The following is a 19,273-nucleotide window of genomic DNA, read 5'->3' on the forward strand; positions in this document are numbered from 1 at the left end:
TTGCGCCAATTCGAACGCCACGCAGCATCATGCTTTTTGGGCTCGAAGTGAGCATTCGCTGCATCTTGGGCGAACGGCAGCTTGAGTGATAGTAGATGGACCCGTCCTGACCCTTCAATCATCTCCGTGGGTCTGCAAGTTCTCGATCAGTTCTTTGGTTGGAGCCATGTTTTTAAGGTAGAAACGCTCCAACTGGTCGACTGACGTCCCAGCATTCTTGGCAAGTGTATAGAGGTTCACCTTCCCTTTAGAGCCTCTGAGCCGCGCCTGGATGGCATAATGGCGAAGCGAATAAGGGGACAGTTTTCGGTCCTCATCAACGAGCTCTGCCTCCGCCAAAATGTGATTGAAGATGCGGCGGGCAGTATTAATGGCAGTCCTGCGGTTTGGATAGTCCGGCATCCAGACGTAGGCTTCCTTGTCGATAGCGCCCTTGTCGAATGGATTGAGACTTCCCTGATACATTGGAACCGCAAGAGGCATGGTGACACTCACGCGACCACCGGTCTTGCCGCCACGGACGTTCATCTCCAAGTGCGCAGGCTCGCCTTTAACCTGAATATCTTTGTGCTTCAGGCCAAACAGCTCTCCTTCCGTGGGGCGCAAGAAGGTGTGGACGACAAACCGGAACATCTTGGCATGGTGGCCGGTGATCTTGACGCCCCGGACCACATCGCCACGCTTGGCACATTCGCCAGCAGCCCTCATGAACTGCTTGTACTCGCTGTCCGTGAAGGTGTGCCTCGGCGTATCCACAGTCTTGATCTTTGGCATCACGGGCAGAACGTTCAGGACGCCGTCCTCAACAGCAATCGTCAGCACCTTGCGAATGATGATGACATGTTTGGATTTGGTCGAATGCGCCAATGGCCTTTTACGATTCCCGTCAAGATGCGTCAGGTAATCCCGAACCATGCCCGTGGTGATCTTGGCGACATCGTGCTTTCCGAAATAGCAGATCAAACCGTCTTTTGACCGGTTCAGCAGCTTGTTGTCGCCCTCGGACCATTTCGACTGGCCCTTCTGCATCGCCATCAGTTTCTTGGCATAGTGTTCAAAGCTGGTGGCCTTCTTCTTGGCATGGTCACTGTTGGCTTTGCTGTGAAAATTATCTGCAAACTCAAAGGCAGCTTCTCTGGCTTCCACACGGGATATTTCTTTGGAGGAGCGGTGGACGTATTTCTGTGCAACCGGATCCCACAACCGAATGAGCCAAAAGGGGCTGCGGGCTGTCAGCAATATCGCCAAGCCCTTTCGAAGGGGTTTGTTTTTGAGAATTCGATTTTTGGAATCTTCTGCCAAAGCATGCCCGTAAAAGAGTGTATAACTGTGTGTAACTTTTTACGGGCTAAATCAGAAGGCTTCAACAAGCCAAATAAATCAACTATTTCAGTGATTTATTGGTGCCCGGGGGCGAGCATCCATTGTCCAATTTTATCAACATGTTACTTGTGAGTGGGATAGTTGACCATCCCACTCGTTCTCATACGATTTCGAGATAGTGTCCCACCCAATTGCCAGTCTTTTCAGCGCCGCATTTGGGTCTTCGCACCAAGACCGAAGGAATTCAACGTGCATGTCCTATCGTGCCACAGACCTATGACGTAGCCTAGTTTAGTAAGCTTAGAGGCGGCGGTAACGTCGATGGGAGGGCTTCTTGAATTGGACCACTGGTAAGGGCTTCTCCTCGAGGATTGACTTGATAAACTCGGCCTTGGGCAGATCAAATAGGTATCGATTGTGCCCTTGGGCCGCTGTTAGAAGGCACAGATTGCCACCCCCATAATCAAAGCCGACGATCCTCCCCAACGACCCCCATTCCTTTAGAAGGCGAGTTTCTTTGTGATGAACCGTAAAAATGTCGACTCCATCAAAACGTTCCGGGTAAGTGTAATCTAACATCTGGGCATACTGTGTTAGGTCAGTTGGCCGACGAGTTGCATCGATAATCCAGATTACCTGATCATGGAAAGCCGTACGTTTAATTACTTCGTCGGGTTTTATCGCGGAGTGCTGAAACTCGATTGTGAGACCATATGGGGTCTTTATGTCAGCGATGTGTAGCTCGCCCTGTGCATCTCGCGCAGATACCTCTTGCCAATCAGGTGAGAATTTGTTCTTCCAAGATCGGTGCCATTCGGTCTCGTTTTCCCACCACGGATCACAGTGGCGTCGCCCCTTATGTGCCCAGTGCCATACCTTTTTGGTGCCACAGCGGGCCAACATTTCTGCTCCGCAGCAGGGGCATGTACCGACTGCTTTGGGTGTTGCTTCAATGCGTTGAGTGTCTGATAGGGCAAAGCGCATTTGAAACAGATGGATACTTCCCAACGGAATTCCAAGGGGCCGTGGAAACTCAACCCTTGTCTCTTCACTGCCTAGTGCTTGAACGTCTAAACTTGGGCGTGCATCTTGGAGTCAAAATATTTTTGAGCGGGCAGTTGCCTTCGCGGTGTTCTTCACTTCGCGCATGGCTTTCTTGATGCCGGATACGTCTAACTTGGGGGAGGTGTCCAACTTTGTGAACGCACCATCAGCGGCACGGTCCAGCTCTTGGACTGCCGCTGTAATGAACTTGATAGCGCCGTTGAATTCCTTTGCTCTGGACTTCGCGGCTGCTGCGTTGATCTTCAAACGCAGTTCGCGCGTCTCTGCTGCCATGATTTCTGCCTGTTCGGGGTGTTGTGATGTCCGAGAGGGGGGCAGATTGCATTAACGCCGCCCCACGGGCTGTGTAGACAACCAGCCCAAACAAGCACATTTTACCACGAAAATGGCTGTTGACCTAGAAATTTGGGCATGAACGCTCAGGCTTTTTCGACACGACCGTCCACAACCTTAGAGGAATTTCACTGTACGAGTTATGCTCAATTCTGGTAGCCAACAGCAGTCGAGTATTTCATAAGAAAATTGGACACAGAATAGGTCACAACAAATTTGCGAAACACATTAACCCACATTCCCCAAGTAGATCGCTGATTTCGCTGTCTTGACCGTTGTATTTCACATATAAATCATAGTGTTGGCGGCTGATAGGGGCGTGTTTCATGGGTCACCCAGAGGGTGTAGGCTTGCAGCAGGCAGATCGGGTCGATTTCGACCGCCGTGTGCGGCTGGAGTTTCGCGGCACGCAGCTCAGTTCGGACGGCGGGCTGCTGGTGATGCGCGAGCTGGATGACGCGCTTGGGCTGTCCGATCTGGCGGCAACAGCGCTGCGCGACACCCGGCGCGGGAAAAACACGATCCATCGTCTTGACGGGTTGTTCCGGCAGTCGGTGTTCGGGCGACTGGCCGGATACGAGGATGTCAACGACGCCGACCGGCTGGCCCTCGATCCGGTCATGCGCCAGGTCGTGGGTGGAAGGGCTGTCGATGCGCAGGCGGCCTCGGCCTCACAGATGGGACGGTTCGAGACTGAGACGCTGGCTCTGGCCGAAAACCGGGAAGCCCTGGCCGACCTGAACGGCCAATGGATCGACCGGTTTCATAATCGCCATGGGCTGAAGTACATCGTGCTGGACATGGACAGCTCGGTCAGCCCTACCCATGGCGATCAGGAGGGCGCGGCCTGGAACGGGCATTTCGCCTGCACCTGCTATCACCCCAACTTTCTGTTCAATCAGTTCGGCATGTTGGAGCGCTGCGCCCTGCGCCATGGCAATGTCCACAGCGCCGATGGCTGGCGGGACGTTCTCGACCCCGTCATCGCCCGGTATGCAGAGCGTGACATAATGCGGTTCTTCCGGGCGGATGCCGCCTATGCGATCCCGGCGATCTATGAGCGGCTGGAAGAAGCCCGGTACTTCTACGCCATCCGGCTGCCTGCCAACACCGTTCTGCGTGAGAAGATCGCGGATCGGCTGACCCGACCTGTCGGACGACCCTCGCAGACCAAAGTCAAGCGCTTCTACGAGGACTTCGAGTATCAGGCGGCGTCTTGGGACAAACCGCGCCGTGTGGTCGCAAAGATCGAATGGCATCCGGGCGAGCTGTTCCCGCGTGTCGGCTTCATCGTCACCAACATGCCGATGGACCCGGACTGGGTGGTTCAGTTCTACAACCAGCGCGGCACCGCCGAGCAGCACATCAAGGAGGGTAAATACGCCTTTCGCTGGACGCGCCTGTCATGCCGGAAGTTCCGCGACAACGAGGTGCGGCTGCAACTCCATGCGCTGGCCTACAACCTGGCCACATTCCTGCGCTGCATCGAACTGCCCGAGGCGATGGCCGACTGGTCGTTGACCAGCCTGCAATTGAAGCTGATCAAGATCGGCGCCCGTGTGGTGCGTCACGCCCGCGCCATCACCTTCCAACTCGCCGAGGTCGCGGTGACTGGCCCCATGGTCAGGGCTATCCTTGCCGCCATCCACCGATTGCGAGCGCCGCCGCTATGCGCGTAATCGCGAAATTGGCCAAAACTCAACGAAAGAGGCTCGACAGGTCTGCCCACAGCGCTGAAAAACGTCGCTGCCGGGAAAAGACGCTGCGGGTTCGCGGCCCGATCCGCCCAGCTCCAGGCGTTTGCGCGACCGCAGACGCCGCTCGGCGCGAAAAACGCTTGTCCAGCGGGCAAAATCAGGCGATCTTGACGTCAGACGGCAGGCCACTTGGGGAATGTCGGATTAATTCCACACCCCAACGGCAACCTGCATTTCGGTAGGGTACAAGGTGTTGCCGTTGGGGGGCTTGTAGTTCCTGAAGGCAATGTCATCCTGAAGCACGGTGTCGAAGTAGGGCAGCGCGGTAGCTTCGGTGTTCAGCATATCTGGCATCGGCATTCCCACGAGATTATCCCTCTCGGATACACTAACATGGAGCAGGTGGCGCATTTTGTGGCGCAGATAATTGTACCCAATACCCCTGTTATTCATGAATCTCACAGACGTGAGCGCAACTTGAAGTTACTTGCACTACGAAACAATGCAGGGCTCGCGGTACTTCAGTTGATGCCTAAATCCGATGGCAGTACCGAATACTCAGTTGTTACCGCGTACCCCAATCCGCGACAGCGTGGTCGTCAGATAAGTCAAATTATTTAAGACGTATTGATAGGACGTACGTTGCAACGCACGCTACAGCGTATTGACAACGCGTAGGAGTTACGTGTATCAATGAACCTACGTAAAGGGCATGACTGGCGTGTTTGCTGCACTAGATAGCGCTTGGTCCCGACGTCGGCTTTAGCAGCAAAGCCGTTTCCATGAGGCCGTAAGGCCGCTCCGAACCCATTGAGCTAAGGAAGCGCCTCTAGTGGACATAAACAGACCCGGCTTTCGCTGGGTCTTTGTGTTTTTAGCGTGATGTCAACGGCGGAGTAAAATCAGACCATTGGGCGGCGCAAAAGTAGGCCACTTTGGTGTTGTGCGTGACGGGTGCGCAGAGCGCAGGCGGCCAGTCAACCGCGCTCCCCAAATAGCTGGCGGTTGACTGGCCGTCTTGGCCCGTGAGGGCCAAGCCATGGATTTTCGATCAGGGGGTTTTGGTGGCTTTTCGCGCTTGGCTCTGAGCCAGGCGATAGCTCTCGCCATTCATCTCGAGGATGTTGACGTGGTGGGTCAACCGGTCGAGAAGCGCGCCGGTGAGGCGCTCGGTGCCGAAGGTTTCCGTCCATTCATCGAAGGGCAAGTTGCTGGTGATCAGCGTGGCCCCACGCTCGTAGCGTTGCGAGATCAATTCAAAGAGCAACTCGGCCCCGGTTTTGGAGAGAGGGACAAAGCCCAATTCGTCGATGATCAGCAGTTTTACGTTGGCCATCTGTTTTTGAACCCGAAGCAGGCGGCGCTCGTCACGCGCTTCCATCAGTTCGTTGACCAAGGCTGCGGCGGTGGTGAAGCTGACCGTCATCCCTTTCTGGCAAGCGGCAAGCCCCAGGCCGAGGGCGACATGGGTTTTGCCCGTGCCGCTTGGGCCAAGGGCGATCACGTTCTCACGCCGCTCGATCCAGTCGCAGCGCGCCAGCTCCAGCACTTGCATCTTGTTCAGTTTGGGGATCGCCTTGAAGTCGAAGCTGTCGAGGCTTTTGGTGGCCGGGAACTTGGCCGCCTTGATGCGGCGCTCGACCATCCGTCGCTCGCGATCGATCAGCTCCAGTTCGACCAAGCGCGTCAGGAACTGGACGTGGTCCAAGCCCTCGGCAGCGCATTGGCGCGCAACTTTCTGATACTCGCGCAGGAACGTCGGAAGCTTCAGCGTCTTGAGATGATGTTCCAGCAGGATCTCGGGGACATGGGTCATTCCGCAGCCTCCGACATCAGGGACATGTAGCTGGCCGCTGATGTCGTCTCGACCTGCGCCCGTGGCAGGTAGGGGTACACGTCGAGATCGAGCCGTGGTGGACGCTTCTCGACCTGGCACAGCACCAGATGCTTCACGGCATCAAAGCCGACCGCGCCCATCTTCAGGGCCTGCTTTACGGCGACGTGCAGGTCATCCATGCCGAAGCTTTCCAGCAAGCGCAGGACCTGCACATATTCGCGACGACCGATCTTTAGCATGCGCGCTTCCATCAAACGGCGCAGCGTGTCGAACTCTTCGGGCAAGTCCCATTCCGCGAGGGGCGCGGCCTGATCCAAAGCATTGATCTTGCGTTCGATGAGCGGGAGGTAGTGGATCGGATCGAACACCATGTCCTCGCGCGCGTAGCATCGCGGATGGCGCGCGATCACGTCTCCACGGCAGCCAATCACCACCTGATCGACATAGGCCCGCACCCAGACATCCTGATGGCCGTAGGCCACGGGGACCGAGTAATCGTTGGTGTCGTAGCGGACCAAAGATTGGGAGTTCACCCGACCGTTGGCTTGTGCGCAGGCCTCAAAGGGAGCGGCTGGCAAGGGGCGCATCTCGGCCTGATCCCGTTGCAAGCGCACGCCGATCGTCTCCGTATGTCCCCGCAAGATGTCGCCCTGACGGGCGCGGCACTGCTCTTCGAGATAAGCGTTGAAGCTCTCCCAGTCCGGGAAGTGGGGGATCGGCACCATGTGGTTACGGCGAGCATAGCCCACCATTCCCTCAACATTCCCCTTATCATTCCCTTTGCCGGGCCGTCCGTAGCGATCTCGGAACAGGTAGTGTGACAGCAACCCGCTGAACAGCTTGGCGCGTACCCGGGTACCATCCGGCTGGATCTTCGAGACTAGGCAGCGGTCATTGTCATAAAGCACCGACTGCGGCACCCTGCCAAAGAAGGCGAAGGCATGCACATGTCCGTCCATCCAGGCCTCCGCCGTGGCCGCCGGGTAGGCCCGCACGAAGTAGGCATCGCTGTGCGGCAAATCCAGGACGAAGAAGTGGGCCTTTTGCTCAACGCCTCCGATCACAACGACCGCTTCGCCAAAATCGGCCTGCCCATGGCCCGGCGGATGTGCCAGAGGCACGAACATCTCACGGCTGCGCCGTTCACGCTGCCGAACGTAGTCTTTGATGATCGTATAGCCGCCAGTGAACTCGTGCTCCGCCTTGAGCCGCTCGTGGATCCGCTTCGCCGTGTGGCGCTGCTTGCGGGGCACATTCTTGTCCCCTTCAAGCCAGCCGTCGATGATCTCCGTAAATCCATCAAGCTTCGGACGCTTGATCTCCTTCGTGCGCCGGTATCCAGGCGGCGTTGAGAACGCCAACATCTTGCGAACGCTGTCGCGCGATATGTTGAAATGACGCGCCAGCTCCCGCTGGCTCATACCCTCGCTGCGCGCCAGCCTGACCTTCCTGTAAAGTTCCACGGTGTAAATCTCCTCGCCCTCCCTGCGGCCGCAAGAAGGGAAAAAGTGGACGACTTTTACGCCGCCCGCACCGCCAATATGGCGGCGCTACCGTGGTCTAATTTTGCACCGCCGTTCTCAGCCCAGCTCGCCAAATACGTCAATCAACGGCACGTCGATCTGAATGAAGACTGGAAAGCCCTGACTGGGCTTTCCACACTCTCGTGCTTGAAACCACGAACCGCCAAACAAAAGGCATTGATGGCTAACCTTCTGGTCGGCCATCATTTTTTCTGGCGCTAGGCTGACTTGTGAATGCAGCACAAGGAGCAAGCGCATGACACATATCAGCAAGTTTACCTTCAAATCCGTGACACGACATATCCAGCAGCCCGATCCTGTGGCGGCACGTCGTACAAAGATCGTGGCGGCCATTGATCAGCAAAAGCTGGTGCTGGCCGCTGCCATCAAAGGCGAAACCTACACCATTGATCAAAAGCGCAGTGTCACCAATGACGCTGGTGAAACGGTGCAGGTAATTCGTCCGCGCACCATCCGTCCTTGGTTTTTTGTGCAAGACGATGGCTGGTATGTGCAATGCCGTTATGGACTGCGGGTGCTGCTGATTGACGGCAAACACAACGCTGTCTTTGCCAAGAACCTGACCCAAGTGGCTGAGATATTGGACGCTTTGCGCGACGCCACCCTTGCTGGTGATCTGGATCAGGCATTGGCACTGACCATCAAGTCGGGCAAGCGCCATGACGGATAATCGCATTCGAGATTTGAACGATCAAGCGCGGCAGACCTTTACAGGCTGCCGCGTTGTGCTCACCCCCAGCATCCAAGCACTGGACGGTTTACATGACCTGCTGGATCGGGTGCGCTGGTTTGATGCCTTTACCCCTGACAATGATCCCTATGGCGAGCACGACTTTGGGTCATTGGTGCACGCAGGAGCCACCATCTTCTGGAAGATCGACTATTACGACCTGGACTTGCAGATGCATTCGCCAGATCCCAGCGATCCAGATGTCACCTGCCGCGTGCTCACCATCATGCTTGGCGAGGAATATTGACCAATCCGATATTCATTCAGGCAGACATACCCTTGATGGTAACACTGATATTTTTGATCATCCGACATATCTGCTGCGCATCTATGTGTCCCTTGGATTGCCGGAGCTCGCATTCGCTTCGTCCTTCAATCCTTCAGAACTTCCGCTAACTCGAATAAAAGACTGAACTTTTCTTGTACAATTAGGGCCTTGCAAGGAGCGATCAGACCAGAGCCCTTCAAGGCTCTGATCTAAAATCGCTCATGCACTTTGCATATCGCTTATCATCCCGTACCACCAAACCCTTCGCAGGGGTGAGCAGGTTTTGCTATCATCTCAATTACTGGCGTATCATACGCATCTGTAGGACCCATACGGTCAGGCACCCCTACAAAACGGCGGGCATTGTTTCCAACTCTGTCATCCGCCTCACTTCCGTAAGCATATATTTCTCCGCTCTGCGGCCTATATACCTTCGTCACCAAACACCATTCCGACAAGTGAAGCTGCTGGCTGGATAAACATTTATTCCCTTGCAACTTTAGGCATCCCACCAACGAGGATGGGGTAGTCACTTGAAGCGGGCAACGAGCAGCCCGTTTGCTTACCGTCACACATCAGAACGGGTTCGCAGCACTATATCATTCGGCGTGCCAGCCTTGGTCTCGTTTGTGGTGCCTAAGTGGAGCCTTTTCTGCCTTCATCGTTATTTATCAACTTGCGCAAATAACGGCGTCAAATGTGGCCTGACCAGCAGGATATGCAGCGGGCCAAAACCTAATGTAACCAGCATTACCTTAGGTCTTTGCCGAACCCATTGATGGCCTTGATGGAATTGCTGGCCTGCTTCTGATCGACGTCCCCAGACCTAATATTATACAGTCAAGCAACTGATAAGGTTATGTTTTAGGGGAAAACAATGCGCCAAGCCATCACACTCAATGAAGCGCAACTGCGCCGTGTTCTACACTACACAGCCACCAGACGTCACGCCCTTCGTGACCGCACAATCGTCATGGTCAGCTTTTATGCAGGATTGCGTGCCAAGGAGATCGCAGGTCTCAAAATCGGTGATGTGTTTGAGCCATCGGGGGCGGTGCGTGGCGAGTTCATCTTGTCAGCGGCTCAGAGCAAGGGTGGTCATCGCAGAACCGTTTATTTGAACCAGCGCTTGCGCCGTGCCCTTGCTGAATATGCGCTACTGGTGGATGTAACCCAACCCAATGCGCCTTTGTTGCCCAGTCAGAAGGGCGGGCACTTTAGTCCCAACACCATGTGCCAGCTGTTCTTGGAAATCTACAAGGCATGTGGCCTCAAGGATGCTTCAAGTCATTCGGGAAGACGCACCTACATCACCCGATTGGCCAACAGGGGCGTGGGCGTGCGATTGTTGGCAGCTCTCGCGGGGCACCGTCACATCTCAACCACTCAACGCTACATCGACGTCAATTCTGACCAGCTCAGCCAAGCTGTGGAGTTGCTGTAATGGCGCTATGTCCTGACTGCCATGCGCAAAAGCCCTTCTTCGCGCCCAGATGTGGCACCTGCAATCAGATCATCGGCTTCAAGACACAGCTTTGGACCATGACACTGTATTATGGCGTTCAGGTGCTGGTGTTGGCAATCTTGGCCGTCTGGCTGTTCGGTTAACCCGTTCACGCACCGGAATTGCTGGCCAGCTGCGCGGCATAGGCTTCTGGCGACAAGTCGTATCGTTTGCCCGTGAGCATCGTCTTCTTCATGCGAGCCGTCAGGTGAGAACGGCGGTGCAAAATTAGACCACGGTAGCGCCGCCATATTGGCGGTGCGGGCGGCGTAAAAGTCGTCCACTTTTTCCCTTCTTGCGGCCGCAGGGAGGGCGAGGAGATTTACACCGTGGAACTTTACAGGAAGGTCAGGCTGGCGCGCAGCGAGGGTATGAGCCAGCGGGAGCTGGCGCGTCATTTCAACATATCGCGCGACAGCGTTCGCAAGATGTTGGCGTTCTCAACGCCGCCTGGATACCGGCGCACGAAGGAGATCAAGCGTCCGAAGCTTGATGGATTTACGGAGATCATCGACGGCTGGCTTGAAGGGGACAAGAATGTGCCCCGCAAGCAGCGCCACACGGCGAAGCGGATCCACGAGCGGCTCAAGGCGGAGCACGAGTTCACTGGCGGCTATACGATCATCAAAGACTACGTTCGGCAGCGTGAACGGCGCAGCCGTGAGATGTTCGTGCCTCTGGCACATCCGCCGGGCCATGGGCAGGCCGATTTTGGCGAAGCGGTCGTTGTGATCGGAGGCGTTGAGCAAAAGGCCCACTTCTTCGTCCTGGATTTGCCGCACAGCGATGCCTACTTCGTGCGGGCCTACCCGGCGGCCACGGCGGAGGCCTGGATGGACGGACATGTGCATGCCTTTGCCTTCTTTGGCAGGGTGCCGCAGTCGGTGCTTTATGACAATGACCGCTGCCTAGTCTCGAAGATCCAGCCGGATGGTACCCGGGTACGCGCCAAGCTGTTCAGCGGGTTGCTGTCACACTACCTGTTCCGAGATCGCTACGGACGGCCCGGCAAAGGGAATGATAAGGGGAATGTTGAGGGAATGGTGGGCTATGCTCGCCGTAACCACATGGTGCCGATCCCCCACTTCCCGGACTGGGAGAGCTTCAACGCTTATCTCGAAGAGCAGTGCCGCGCCCGTCAGGGCGACATCTTGCGGGGACATACGGAGACGATCGGCGTGCGCTTGCAACGGGATCAGGCCGAGATGCGCCCCTTGCCAGCCGCTCCCTTTGAGGCCTGCGCACAAGCCAACGGTCGGGTGAACTCCCAATCTTTGGTCCGCTACGACACCAACGATTACTCGGTCCCCGTGGCCTACGGCCATCAGGATGTCTGGGTGCGGGCCTATGTCGATCAGGTGGTGATTGGCTGCCGTGGAGACGTGATCGCGCGCCATCCGCGATGCTACGCGCGCGAGGACATGGTGTTCGATCCGATCCACTACCTCCCGCTCATCGAACGCAAGATCAATGCTTTGGATCAGGCCGCGCCCCTCGCGGAATGGGACTTGCCCGAAGAGTTCGACACGCTGCGCCGTTTGATGGAAGCGCGCATGCTAAAGATCGGTCGTCGCGAATATGTGCAGGTCCTGCGCTTGCTGGAAAGCTTCGGCATGGATGACCTGCACGTCGCCGTAAAGCAGGCCCTGAAGATGGGCGCGGTCGGCTTTGATGCCGTGAAGCATCTGGTGCTGTGCCAGGTCGAGAAGCGTCCACCACGGCTCGATCTCGACGTGTACCCCTACCTGCCACGGGCGCAGGTCGAGACGACATCAGCGGCCAGCTACATGTCCCTGATGTCGGAGGCTGCGGAATGACCCATGTCCCCGAGATCCTGCTGGAACATCATCTCAAGACGCTGAAGCTTCCGACGTTCCTGCGCGAGTATCAGAAAGTTGCGCGCCAATGCGCTGCCGAGGGCTTGGACCACGTCCAGTTCCTGACGCGCTTGGTCGAACTGGAGCTGATCGATCGCGAGCGACGGATGGTCGAGCGCCGCATCAAGGCGGCCAAGTTCCCGGCCACCAAAAGCCTCGACAGCTTCGACTTCAAGGCGATCCCCAAACTGAACAAGATGCAAGTGCTGGAGCTGGCGCGCTGCGACTGGATCGAGCGGCGTGAGAACGTGATCGCCCTTGGCCCAAGCGGCACGGGCAAAACCCATGTCGCCCTCGGCCTGGGGCTTGCCGCTTGCCAGAAAGGGATGACGGTCAGCTTCACCACCGCCGCAGCCTTGGTCAACGAACTGATGGAAGCGCGTGACGAGCGCCGCCTGCTTCGGGTTCAAAAACAGATGGCCAACGTAAAACTGCTGATCATCGACGAATTGGGCTTTGTCCCTCTCTCCAAAACCGGGGCCGAGTTGCTCTTTGAATTGATCTCGCAACGCTACGAGCGTGGGGCCACGCTGATCACCAGCAACTTGCCCTTCGATGAATGGACGGAAACCTTCGGCACCGAGCGCCTCACCGGCGCGCTTCTCGACCGGTTGACCCACCACGTCAACATCCTCGAGATGAATGGCGAGAGCTATCGCCTGGCTCAGAGCCAAGCGCGAAAAGCCACCAAAACCCCCTGATCGAAAATCCATGGCTTGGCCCTCACGGGCCAAGACGGCCAGTCAACCGCCAGCTATTTGGGGAGCGCGGTTGACTGGCCGCCTGCGCTCTGCGCACCCGTCACGCACAACACCAAAGTGGCCTACTTTTGCGCCGCCCAATGGTCTGATTTTACTCCGCCGTTGACACATGAAGCGCCCAAGCTTCAGAAAGCCAGCTCCGATCTGGATCAATCCTGCCAGCACCGTCGCCGCCAGCAGGTATTCCAGCCCGTGGTCCCGGACGAGGGTAATCATCAGCACGGCCGTGGCGGCTGTGGCGGCGGAGATCATCCCGGGTCGGCCGCCGACGAAAGCGATCAGCACGGCAATCGAGAACGAGGCATATAGCCCAACCTTGGGATCGACGCCTGCGATGATGGAAAAGGCGATCGCCTCGGGGATCAGCGCCAGTGCGACGACGATGCCCGCAAGCACATCGCCACGGATGTTGCCAAACCATTGTTGGCGGTAGTCAGTAAGTGTCATTAAAATTCCACGACCCTGCATCGAGACATCCAGCGCAGGACGGTTCGGCAATGATAATCAGGGTTCACCAAAAAATTATCTGGCGGATCAGCGGCCAGAAGAGCCACCCGGGCTCTCACCGGGTCCTTGCGCTTGGATGCCTTTTACGCAGAAGCCTTGCGAAAGATCAACCGGTGCGACGTCCAGCTTGTATAGATCGCCGGGATTTCTTTGACTTGGCCAAGGAAGCCGACATTCGCTGCAAAGCAGAAAGGTAGCAATATGGGCTCGAAGCCGCCATTCGCCGCGCCTAGCGTGAATGTCTGCTCTGGGCGGAAAACCAGCAATGACGTTTCTTGTGTTCCTCACCATGTTTGCCCAAAACTCTGCCAACACAGTGTCCGCAACACAGCATCAGCCTACACTGTGTCCAACACAGCGAATCCGCAGTCAAAATAGTCAGCAACACGGCAAAAAGTGTGTTTAAGGTGTGTTTTTGAATTACACAACTTTAGCGCGCATTGCGCTCGGCTAAGCTATTGATATTATTGGTAAAAGTGGTGCCCAGGGGCGGAATCGAACCACCGACACGAGGATTTTCAAGCCAAAGTTTTTGACAGGAATTCAACCACTTAACTGCGAACTTCGTGTCAAACCCATAACGAAAGATCAGGCACTTATTCCAATATTGTCAAACCTTATCCGTGGTCTGACAGGTGCTGAAAAACTTCCAGGAGGGAGCAATGTCTGAGACATTACCTTTCTGCAAAATCAAACTCCAATATCTGCTGGAAATGGTCACGGATCATGACCTTGATGACAACGCGCTGCGTGTAGCTCTCTACCTGGCTTTGGCCCATGCAGATCATGAAACAGGCGAAAGTCATCCTTCCTTTGAAACCATTGGTGCGGCCATCGGCAAACATGCGAAATCGGTAAAACGAGCGCTAAACAAGGTTGAAGCGGCTGGCTACATGACCATCGAGCGCGGTACGAACAAAGGGAAATCATCTCGCTACCGCCCGACAGAAACTGCCTTGAAACGCGCAACAATCCGCCGCCGGGAGGGGGACAAAATTGTCCCGTTATCCCGCGCCAAAGGGGGGCATTCTTGTCCACAAAGCCGGACAGGTTTGTCCAGCAAAGGGGGACAGGATCGCCCCCCGAATAGAAAACAAGAACTTAGAAAAGAACATGGGCGCGGGGGCGCGACGGATTTGCCTGATGAAGGGCAATCCGGCGTTCCCCACGATCGACACCAGCTGATATTCGTTCCAAGGGGTATCTGTTTCGTTCGAGATTGGGATGACCGGCTCGCCAGAGTGGGCATGCCGCCTCTGGAACGCCTTTTGCCATCCGTCCGTCATGGCCAGCACTTGGGATTTTGGTTGCCCGCCCGAACACCCGCGCCGTTGGGGAGTGCCAAATGGGAAGCGCAGAAAGTTGCTTTGGAAAAGATGGTTCGTTCTGCGCATGACCGAAGGGAAAATGCTGCACCTGATCCGGTCTCAGGATCGGCGTTTGTACCGATTTCAATGGGCACTACCAGAGCGAAAAATGGATGAAGATAGGGGGCAATTCTGCCTCATCTTGCAAAGCCATAAAAATAAGGGAAAAAGCGGTGAAGGAAGATGGCAAGAAATAGGGGTGATTACTTCACATAGATTTCCGCCGCAAAATACGCAAAAACCTCCACCTCTGGTCGCTGTAAAGCCCTCCTTAAATCACCGCACGCATTGATCTTGACTTGTACGTACATTGTTCATTAGCTTAGCGCAGTAAGGAGATCACCATGATTCAGGTTCAGGACACCACATCGGCCCTGCGTGAGCCGAAGTCGCATCGCAAGGATTTGCGCCTCAAGCCATCCGTTCTGGATGCGATTGAGCGCGCCTCACTGGCTGTTGGGATGGACGCCAGCACCTTTATCACATCGGTCGCTTATCGCGCCGCGCAGGACATCGAAGCCGCGCAACATAGGAGCGCCTTGCCCACTAAAGCGTTCGATGCTTTTGCGGACGCCATCGACCAACCCGCCCAGCCGAATGCTGCACTGACCGATCTGTTTGCTAAACGACGTGAGCTGATCGCAGATGACTAAACCAAAATTCCTAGTTGAGCGTTTCGACAAGGCCTCGCATGATCGCGGGGCTTTTTCTTGTGGCGTGACAGGGATGGACCGCTGGTTCAAGGAAAGCATCACCGATCAGATCAAGGCCAACCGCTTGCGGGTCTGGTGCGCTGTGGACGCGGAGGGGCGCGTAGTTGGCTTTTACGGCCTGTCAGCCCATTCGGTGGAGGCAGAGGCGTCACCGGCCCTTTCCAGACGCCGCGAGCGTCACCCGATACCAGCGGTTTACCTGGCGGCGCTGGCAACAGACATGACCGTTCAGGGTAAGGGTTTAGGTGGGGCTCTGATGGCCGATGCTTTGGCAAAGGCGCTGGAGGTTTCCGAAACCATCGGCGCGGCGGCAGTGATACTGGATGTGTTTGTAGACGAACGCTTTGAGCAACGCATGGCGTTTTATACAAAGCTGGGATTTCGCCCATTGAATCCATCGGATGACCCGAAGCGGCTGTTTTTGCCGATTAAAACAGTGCTTGAGAACTCCATTTGAATGAATACAACGTCGATCGGAAATCATAATCCGAGCTCAATTTCGGGTTTTTCCACCCAATCAGCTTAAAGCCGAGGACGTACCCTGATAGCTAACTGAAAATGTTGGAGTGGTCAGAAGGTTTTTAGGGAGGATCAGAAATTCTCCCTGCGGTAATCCGCAACATGTCTGCGATTTCCTTGAAGGGTGCGCATGCGGAGAAATCAGTCATTCTGGCACCCAGGATAGATGACTGCTTTGCGGGACAAAACAGACTTTCGATGCCTTTGCTCAAGAGGCTGCTTTCGTGCGCTTTGCGGACCTTCACCTTGGATTGCACACCTAAAGTGGCTACGACCTTGATCCAGTCGCTAAGATTTCGACCCAATCCTCCATGATACAGACAGTCTCACAAAGAAACTGCCTTTTTGAGGATACCGTCTACCTTTGCGCGCGGAAGGCGGCTAGGATTGACACTACACATGGCGCTCAAACACAAGTATTTCCCCATCACGCAATACAAGTAACGTATCAAAAGCATCGCGTTGGTCCCCCATCTCCATGCCGGGCGAGCCAATCGGCATTCCGGGGACGGTCAGACCAAGGGCGTTAGGGCGCTCAGCCAACAGGCGTTGGAGGTCAGCCGCCGGGACATGGCCCTCGATGACATATCCGTCAATGAAACCAGTGTGACATGAGCTAAGCTCGGGCGTTATCCCTGCCTTGTCTTTTGCTGCCCACAGCGCGTCTTGCGTGACGTCCTGTGCATCCACGCTCAGACCTGCGGCCTCAACATGGGCGATCCACGCTGAACAGCATCCGCAAGTTGGCGATTTGAGCACCTGTATGCGTGGTGTTGCGGCAAAGACCGGACCGGCGGCGAACACAGCACCTGCGCTCGTCAGAAGGAAGTTTCTACGGTTCATCGGGTTTCTCCTATTGTGTTTGATCTTTTCGCTACGCCGTTCAAACTACGCGCAGCCATGTCATCATTCCGCCTGCAGAATGCTCCAGCATGTGACAATGCAAAAGCCAATCTCCGGGATTGTCGGCAACAAATGCAATCTGCGCGGTCTCGCCTCGGTCCATAAGAAGCGTGTCACGCAAAGGACCTGCCGTCCCATCCGAGGCAATCTGGCGGAAGTGGTGGCCATGCAGATGCATCGCGTGGGGCCAAACGGTATCGTTGATTATGTCGATCTGAACGGTTTCGCCCCGATCCGCCGCAACCAAAGGCGCATCAGGCATGTCGGCCATGCCGTTGAAGGCCCAGACCTTGCCGGCACCAGACATCTCGCGCATGCCCATCCTCTGTCCGCCCATCATCGCACCGCTCATCCGCCCCATGGCCCCGCCTTCCATCAATAGCTCTGCCGTTCTGGCAGTCTCCAACCGGCCAAGTTGTGGCACTGGATTGGGCGCGAGTGGTAAGGGCGCGCCAAGACGTTCGGATCGCGCCACGCCCGAAACATCAAAGGATGCGATGGCATAGCCGCCGTCACGCTCGAAGCTGACAAGGAGAGCTTCTTCGCCTACGCCTGCTGTCACGTCGACGATGATGTCCGCCCGTTGCGCAGGTGCCAGTGTCAGGCGACCCAACGGTTGGGGCGCATCGAGCGGCATGCCGTCGAGGGCAACGATCCAACCGGCCAGACCTTGCGCCTCAAGCGAGAAAATCCGCGCATTGGCGGTGTTCACGAGGCGCAGGCGGTGACGGCTATGCCGTTGCACCGACGTGCGCCAGTCTCCGTTCCCATTGACGGTGATCCAGTTCCCAACCCGACCGGCATGTGCCCAGTCGTGCATGTTGCCAAAACCGCCGGCGATCTGGGCATCTTCTGCCAAACGCCAGTCGTCGATCAAAAGCACCTCATCGCTGTCGACTTCTGGGCCGCCGTCTGCCTCTTCGACGACAAGTGCGCCCGAAAGCCCCCGCGCCATCTGTTCATAGGACCGATTGTGCGGGTGATACCAATAGGTTCCGGCATCGGGCACCACGAAGTCATAAAGGAATGACTCTCCGGGTTGGACGACGTCCTGTGTCAGACCGGGGACGCCATCCATCGCGTTGTCGATGCGGATCCCATGCCAGTGAATTGTGCTCGGCTGCGGGAGTTCATTTTCAAACCGGCGCGTCATGCGGCTGCCCTGTGGCAGCCTGATCGTAGGGCCTGGAACCGCTCCGTTATAGCCCCAGACTTGAGTTTGAGGATAGTTTGCGGGCGCGAGTTGAAGTGTGCCTTCACGCGCGATCAGGGCTGGGTGCGTTTGCGCATGCAGAGCTGCAGGGCGTAAGGCGCTCGCCGCAAGGGCTGCAAACAGTCCACGTCCAAAGCTCCGGCGTGTGATAGATTTCATAGGAAACCTCCCTTGATCATTTTCGTGATTTGACCCTTGCCAGCGGCACGGGTGGTTTGATTTGCAGACTCGGGTGCACTGACAGTGGTCAGAGTTGCGGTCGTCAAAAGGATCAGAGCAACAAGTGCGGCTTCCATTCGAATGCTTCTGCGCAGACGCGAACCGGCACCCGGCTCCTGACGAAGCAATGCGGGCGTCAAGCGCAGCTTGTTCCATGCGGCAAAAGCCATAATCGCAAGGAAAAACCCAAGCTTGATCGCAAATAACTGCCCGTAGGGCGTGAAGAGCGCGTTCAGCACATTGCCCGTCAGCAGCCACAAGATCAGTCCGCCTGCCAAGCTCAACCCGCCGACGATCCAAATGGCCAATCGACCAAAATCATGGCTGACCTGCCCGGCGACACGCGCCGAGTTCGCTCCGGAAAGGCGATAGAGCGGCGCAAAGGCCCCGATCCAGAACGCGAGACCAAGGACATGAAGCGTGATCAGAGTTGCAAGCAATAGACGGGGTTCCTCCAGTGCATGCCCGCGCAACACGAAGGAAGCGGCCACGACGATGACCCCGAGGGCCGCAACCGGGCGCCCGAAGCGCGCGGGCAGCAGGATCATGCAGATGAGGGCCAGCCCGATAAGTCGCAAGACGATGCTGGAGCCCAGCGGGCTGTCCCAGACCATCGTCAGCATCATCGGTTCGGTTGCGCCTTGCCATGTTCCACCCATTAGGAAACTTGCCCTCAGCGGGAGTCGGAAGACCGAAAAAACGGCTGCGCCGATGGCCCAGACGACTGACATTTGCCTGAGCTTTCGGACCTCGAACGCAGGAAGGCTGCTGAGGGTCAGAAGGTTCAAGACGCTGCCCATCGCAAGAAATGCAGTCGCGTAGACAAGCGCCTTCACGATAATCGACAGCCAGGTCACCACATCGGCAGAAGCGAGAGCATTCAGCATCGGGGC

General features: G+C 56.4%; 20 protein-coding genes, 1 pseudogene and 1 other annotated feature. Of the genes and pseudogenes, 11 read left to right on the plus strand and 10 right to left on the minus strand.

Annotation, left to right across the window (positions count from 1 at the left end; genetic code table 11):
- Window positions 1-114: 114 nt before the first annotated feature.
- The 3 genes from JZI28_RS17480 to JZI28_RS17490 form a co-directional block, all read right to left on the minus strand.
- Complete coding sequence (locus JZI28_RS17480; protein WP_375698421.1) at window positions 115-1,302, minus strand: tyrosine-type recombinase/integrase; 1,188 nt, start codon at window positions 1,300-1,302, stop codon at window positions 115-117.
- Between the two features lie 321 nt (window positions 1,303-1,623).
- Window positions 1,624-2,307 (minus strand): competence protein CoiA, encoded by a 684-nt coding sequence (locus JZI28_RS17485; RefSeq protein ID WP_375700118.1) that lies wholly within the window; start codon window positions 2,305-2,307, stop codon window positions 1,624-1,626.
- Between the two features lie 111 nt (window positions 2,308-2,418).
- Window positions 2,419-2,661, minus strand: coding sequence for a hypothetical protein (locus JZI28_RS17490; protein WP_375698422.1), 243 nt, complete (start codon window positions 2,659-2,661; stop codon window positions 2,419-2,421).
- A gap of 386 nt (window positions 2,662-3,047) precedes the next feature.
- Here JZI28_RS17490 and JZI28_RS17495 point away from each other — a divergent pair, with 386 nt between their 5' ends.
- Entirely contained in the window at window positions 3,048-4,400 is a 1,353-nt protein-coding gene (locus tag JZI28_RS17495) for an IS1380 family transposase (RefSeq protein ID WP_347510046.1), read from the plus strand.
- 222 nt (window positions 4,401-4,622) lie between these two features.
- Here the strand turns inward: JZI28_RS17495 and JZI28_RS17500 are convergent, their stop codons facing one another.
- From JZI28_RS17500 to istA (JZI28_RS17510), 3 genes are all read right to left on the minus strand, one after another.
- On the minus strand, window positions 4,623-4,772 hold the full coding sequence (locus JZI28_RS17500; RefSeq protein ID WP_375698423.1) for a hypothetical protein: 150 nt from the start codon (window positions 4,770-4,772) through the stop codon (window positions 4,623-4,625).
- A gap of 697 nt (window positions 4,773-5,469) precedes the next feature.
- The gene (istB, locus tag JZI28_RS17505; RefSeq protein ID WP_375698424.1) at window positions 5,470-6,234 is read right to left on the minus strand and encodes an IS21-like element helper ATPase IstB; all 765 of its coding nucleotides are present in this window, start codon (window positions 6,232-6,234) and stop codon (window positions 5,470-5,472) included.
- Window positions 6,231-7,676, minus strand: coding sequence for an IS21 family transposase (istA, locus tag JZI28_RS17510; protein WP_066601477.1), 1,446 nt, complete (start codon window positions 7,674-7,676; stop codon window positions 6,231-6,233). The genes istB (JZI28_RS17505) and istA (JZI28_RS17510) overlap by 4 nt, the downstream gene beginning before the upstream one ends.
- Before the next feature lie 87 nt (window positions 7,677-7,763).
- Between istA (JZI28_RS17510) and JZI28_RS17515 the strand changes: the two genes are divergently transcribed.
- From JZI28_RS17515 to istB (JZI28_RS17545), 7 genes are all read left to right on the plus strand, one after another.
- Window positions 7,764-8,000, plus strand: coding sequence for a hypothetical protein (locus JZI28_RS17515; protein ID WP_375698425.1), 237 nt, complete (start codon window positions 7,764-7,766; stop codon window positions 7,998-8,000).
- A gap of 34 nt (window positions 8,001-8,034) precedes the next feature.
- Window positions 8,035-8,469 (plus strand): hypothetical protein, encoded by a 435-nt coding sequence (locus tag JZI28_RS17520; RefSeq protein WP_375698426.1) that lies wholly within the window; start codon window positions 8,035-8,037, stop codon window positions 8,467-8,469.
- Window positions 8,459-8,776 (plus strand): DUF3768 domain-containing protein, encoded by a 318-nt coding sequence (locus tag JZI28_RS17525; protein WP_375698427.1) that lies wholly within the window; start codon window positions 8,459-8,461, stop codon window positions 8,774-8,776. Before JZI28_RS17520 ends, JZI28_RS17525 begins: the two co-directional genes overlap by 11 nt.
- An 898-nt stretch (window positions 8,777-9,674) precedes the next feature.
- Window positions 9,675-10,241, plus strand: coding sequence for a tyrosine-type recombinase/integrase (locus JZI28_RS17530; RefSeq protein ID WP_375698428.1), 567 nt, complete (start codon window positions 9,675-9,677; stop codon window positions 10,239-10,241).
- On the plus strand, window positions 10,241-10,405 hold the full coding sequence (locus JZI28_RS17535; protein WP_375698429.1) for a hypothetical protein: 165 nt from the start codon (window positions 10,241-10,243) through the stop codon (window positions 10,403-10,405). Before JZI28_RS17530 ends, JZI28_RS17535 begins: the two co-directional genes overlap by 1 nt.
- Window positions 10,406-10,672: 267 nt before the next feature.
- Window positions 10,673-12,118 (plus strand): IS21 family transposase, encoded by a 1,446-nt coding sequence (gene istA, locus JZI28_RS17540; protein ID WP_066601477.1) that lies wholly within the window; start codon window positions 10,673-10,675, stop codon window positions 12,116-12,118.
- Window positions 12,115-12,879 (plus strand): IS21-like element helper ATPase IstB, encoded by a 765-nt coding sequence (gene istB, locus JZI28_RS17545; RefSeq protein WP_375698424.1) that lies wholly within the window; start codon window positions 12,115-12,117, stop codon window positions 12,877-12,879. The genes istA (JZI28_RS17540) and istB (JZI28_RS17545) overlap by 4 nt, the downstream gene beginning before the upstream one ends.
- 168 nt (window positions 12,880-13,047) lie before the next feature.
- Here istB (JZI28_RS17545) and JZI28_RS17550 read toward each other — a convergent pair.
- Window positions 13,048-13,386: pseudogene (locus tag JZI28_RS17550) on the minus strand (SulP family inorganic anion transporter); the annotation flags it as partial.
- Window positions 13,387-13,459: 73 nt separating this feature from the next.
- Window positions 13,460-13,515: a sequence feature (sul1 is cis-regulatory element that is thought to sense ions involved in sulfur or methionine metabolism; They are found in Alphaproteobacteria), on the minus strand.
- Between the two features lie 593 nt (window positions 13,516-14,108).
- Between JZI28_RS17550 and JZI28_RS17555 the strand changes: the two are divergent.
- The 3 genes from JZI28_RS17555 to JZI28_RS17565 all read left to right on the plus strand — a co-directional run bounded on the left by JZI28_RS17555 (window position 14,109) and on the right by JZI28_RS17565 (window position 15,983).
- Window positions 14,109-14,930: a helix-turn-helix domain-containing protein gene (locus JZI28_RS17555; RefSeq protein WP_058315178.1), complete on the plus strand. Its 822-nt coding sequence runs from the start codon at window positions 14,109-14,111 to the stop codon at window positions 14,928-14,930.
- Window positions 14,931-15,157: 227 nt separating this feature from the next.
- Entirely contained in the window at window positions 15,158-15,466 is a 309-nt protein-coding gene (locus JZI28_RS17560) for a DUF1778 domain-containing protein (RefSeq protein ID WP_058315177.1), read from the plus strand.
- Entirely contained in the window at window positions 15,459-15,983 is a 525-nt protein-coding gene (locus JZI28_RS17565; RefSeq protein WP_058315176.1) for a GNAT family N-acetyltransferase, read from the plus strand. Before JZI28_RS17560 ends, JZI28_RS17565 begins: the two co-directional genes overlap by 8 nt.
- Before the next feature lie 455 nt (window positions 15,984-16,438).
- On the opposite strand, the gene JZI28_RS17570 is transcribed toward JZI28_RS17565, so the two are convergent.
- From JZI28_RS17570 to JZI28_RS17580, 3 genes are read right to left on the minus strand one after another with little or no spacing between them, the layout of a single operon-like run.
- A complete protein-coding gene (locus JZI28_RS17570; protein ID WP_375698430.1) occupies window positions 16,439-16,888 on the minus strand; it encodes a DUF411 domain-containing protein in 450 nt (149 codons plus the stop codon).
- Window positions 16,889-16,928: 40 nt separating this feature from the next.
- On the minus strand, window positions 16,929-18,320 hold the full coding sequence (locus tag JZI28_RS17575) for a multicopper oxidase family protein (protein ID WP_375698431.1): 1,392 nt from the start codon (window positions 18,318-18,320) through the stop codon (window positions 16,929-16,931).
- Window positions 18,317-19,267 (minus strand): copper resistance D family protein, encoded by a 951-nt coding sequence (locus JZI28_RS17580; RefSeq protein WP_375698432.1) that lies wholly within the window; start codon window positions 19,265-19,267, stop codon window positions 18,317-18,319. Before JZI28_RS17580 ends, JZI28_RS17575 begins: the two co-directional genes overlap by 4 nt.
- Window positions 19,268-19,273: the final 6 nt, after the last annotated feature.

The sequence above is a fragment of the Pseudophaeobacter sp. TrK17 genome (genome assembly GCF_042192375.1).
Classification (GTDB): domain Bacteria; phylum Pseudomonadota; class Alphaproteobacteria; order Rhodobacterales; family Rhodobacteraceae; genus Pseudophaeobacter.